Origin of the sequence: Cytobacillus firmus (genome assembly GCF_023715565.1) — a bacterium.
GTDB lineage: Bacteria > Bacillota > Bacilli > Bacillales > Cytobacillaceae > Cytobacillus > Cytobacillus firmus_C.
In genome coordinates, this window is the sequence record NZ_JAMBOJ010000118.1 from 1 (window position 1) to 2,936 (window position 2,936).

At 35.4% G+C, this 2,936-nt stretch carries 3 protein-coding genes; all 3 read right to left on the bottom strand.

Going from position 1 to position 2,936, the window contains the following annotated elements; genetic code table 11:
• Nucleotides 1-37: 37 nt before the first annotated feature.
• The 3 genes from M3205_RS24935 to M3205_RS24945 all read right to left on the bottom strand — a co-directional run bounded on the left by M3205_RS24935 (nt 38) and on the right by M3205_RS24945 (nt 2,729).
• Complete coding sequence (locus M3205_RS24935) at nt 38-448, bottom strand: hypothetical protein (RefSeq protein ID WP_251172336.1); 411 nt, start codon at nt 446-448, stop codon at nt 38-40.
• Between the two features lie 93 nt (nt 449-541).
• The gene (locus tag M3205_RS24940) at nt 542-2,485 is read right to left on the bottom strand and encodes an insertion element protein (RefSeq protein ID WP_160549913.1); all 1,944 of its coding nucleotides are present in this window, start codon (nt 2,483-2,485) and stop codon (nt 542-544) included.
• Nucleotides 2,478-2,729, bottom strand: a complete 252-nt coding sequence (locus M3205_RS24945; RefSeq protein WP_160549914.1) for a hypothetical protein — start codon at nt 2,727-2,729, stop codon at nt 2,478-2,480. Before M3205_RS24945 ends, M3205_RS24940 begins: the two co-directional genes overlap by 8 nt.
• Nucleotides 2,730-2,936 lie beyond the last annotated feature (207 nt).

Genomic DNA, 2,936 nt, shown 5'->3' on the forward strand with positions numbered 1-2,936 from the left:
CTTTTAATACCCAAACTGGCATAGTTTTTAATAACCCTTATTTGGACAAATGTTTGTATTCAACTATTTCTATTTTTAAACCGTGAGTACATTTCTGCTTATTAATCTTTCCACTGTCACAGGATGGGGATACTCTTACCTTAACTAAATCTTCTTTAACATTATCATTATTTTTGGAAGGAATATTAACTCTAACGGCAACATCATAAGAATGATTGTCATTGTACTTTATACCGACGATTCTTTGCCATTGCCAGTCAAATAGGTCATCGCCTCCATACTCTTTTATCACTCTTTTATCAATAGTTGGAAATACAAGGTCTGAAACAATATCTTCTGTTGTGACATACGAATCTTCTACTTTTGGAACAGTTTCCGCTTCAACTGTTTGCATTGGAGTAAAAGCAAATACGAAAAATCCTAATAAGATTAAGTATTGTTTAACCAAAAAATCACCTCATATTCAAATTTAGTCCTTATCCTTCCCTAATTATTATTGTTTATCAAATCAAATCACTTTTAGCTAATTCGGTCTCTAAAATTACCGTAAATAGATTATATCTCTTAAGTCAAAAACCTTGTTTGCGATACCTAAACGCTGAGCAGGTGTGCCCACTTCATCTTTCGTTTTAAACGGCAAACAAAAGTTGTAGTATGTTCGTAGGATAGTTAGAGCCATTTGTGCATACTTCGGGTTAAAGTTTGAGTAAATGTAACTCTTTCCTTCGCCACGAGCAGTGGTTAACGGTCTTTCTAAAATAGATAGCTTTCTGCGGATATGTTGAATAAAGGTATTGGTCGCATTATCATTCACATTTAAAATTAGATTGGCAATGTCATTAGGTTCAAGTGAGGATAAATCGGATGTACAATCCACCCAGCGGAATCCTCTATCAATCGTCGCAAGTGGATGCTCAATCGGATTGTCGGCATATTCATAATGGTTGTCCGAACCCAAACGGACCACCTTATGAAATTGATGATGATGGAACAATTCTTCAAGTTTAAGAAACGCAAGTTTCCGTAATGACCTTGTATCATATCCAGAGTTAATTCCCCAATTGATTAAATCGGTTCGTGCCTGGATAAATTCGTTACGAGCCTGTTTTCTAGTTTTTGTTTTATCGGTTTGACACAGGAAATGATACGCATCGGATAAACGAAATTCTTTGGCAAATACACGATGTAGAGAGGTCATTAAGGAGTTGTCTTCATCGGTAATAAAACGCCATTCAGAAGCCTGTACTATCTGTTTGATTAGCCAAAAGTGGGCGATAGTTGTATATGTTGAATTGATGTGTAGCCCATCAATATATTTTTCTCTGCGTTCGATTAATTCCAATTCATTTCTGTATTCCGCTTCTGTTTGAGTATCATTCCTAGATGGCGGCATCGGATAGTGTGAATACTTTGGGAATCTGGCATATTTTTTGGCAAATTCATTTAAATGGTCTTCTTTAAGAAGAATAGTATCAAGTGCTATATCGCCTAAGTTAATATCCCAATCATATGCCACATCCGAACGGAACACATATCGAGAAAAGACATCTGCACTAACCACGACATTCGTTGGGAAATTGCTTTCTTCTAAATCATCATAGTCACTCCCACCCATTCCCTTTTTACGGACATTGTTAAGAAAATAGGTCATTTTATCAGTATTAATCCACATCTCTTTGAATTGTTTATTCTGAAGAGGTTTGGTTTCGTGTCGTTCCAAAAACTCCAAACATCTTCGATAAATAAATTCCAATTTGTCGTAATAAGTTCCTCGTCCAATTTCTAGTATTTCGCAAGTTCTTGTTATAGGAGTTCGACTTAACAACAATTTTGTAAATAGATGGAGAACATCACTTCGCTTTTGATTGTAAGTGATAGATTGTTTCCGATTCGGTGTTAGAGTGGTCTTTTTCTTGCAAGTTTTACATTGCCAACGTTGTGTACCAGTGCTGCTTTTTCCCTGCTTATAGAATGCACTTGGTTCCTCAAAGGGAGTACAATCATACGCAGCACATCCATCTTTATGAAATTTATACTCAGGAACTTTGTCTTGAACGCCGTTTACTCTTATCAATCTTTCGATTTCTTGAGCGATGGACCAATTAGATAAGGTAGTATTATGACAATCTAAAGCCACACCTGTTGTCAAATGTATCGGGTCAGGATTACACCTTAATTTTTTGTCATTCCCAGTACCTGATAGTCTATATCGGCTAGGTTTTCCTTTAGAATCGAACTTTTCTTGAGGAAGACCGTGCCATTTACAAAAAGGATTGGCACAGTAATTATATTGAATTTGATGCGTAATACCGTTCCAGGAGAAATCTACTGGTTTGAATAATAAATCCTTGTATTTTGTTCCGAATTGTTTTGGAGTTAATAAATGATAATCATTTGTCCGCTCAGATATTTCTTCCATCAAAACAGGGGATGAAACTAAAACCAGATTATCTTCCTTCGTAGCCAATCTTTTTAATTTAGCCAATTTTATCGCTCTCCACAATATCTTCGATTTGAAGCTGCTTAACAATCCTTTTGTTGTTTCTTCTACCTTCAATCCATTTTATAAAATCTTTATCATCTAAAATATTTAGCAGAAATATATCAACCACTTCACTCTCGCTGTACTCTGTGAATTCTGCATAGGTTTTAACGACGGTTCGTACACGCTCTGATATGAGCCAATCTACATTAGCAGCATTATTGTTCTTTGGCTTGATGAACTTCAATTTCCATTATCCTTTCAGTGCAAAATTGGTCATTCAATTAGTATACCCAATTAGCACTACAATTAACACGCAAATTAGCAATAGCACATAAATTTATGTGCTTCTCCTAAATGGTGAGCAAATTGGTATGCTGATTGTAATAATAAAGTGAAACAAACATTGATTTAATAATAAAAAAGGAGGTTCTAAATCGCTTGCGATTTAAAC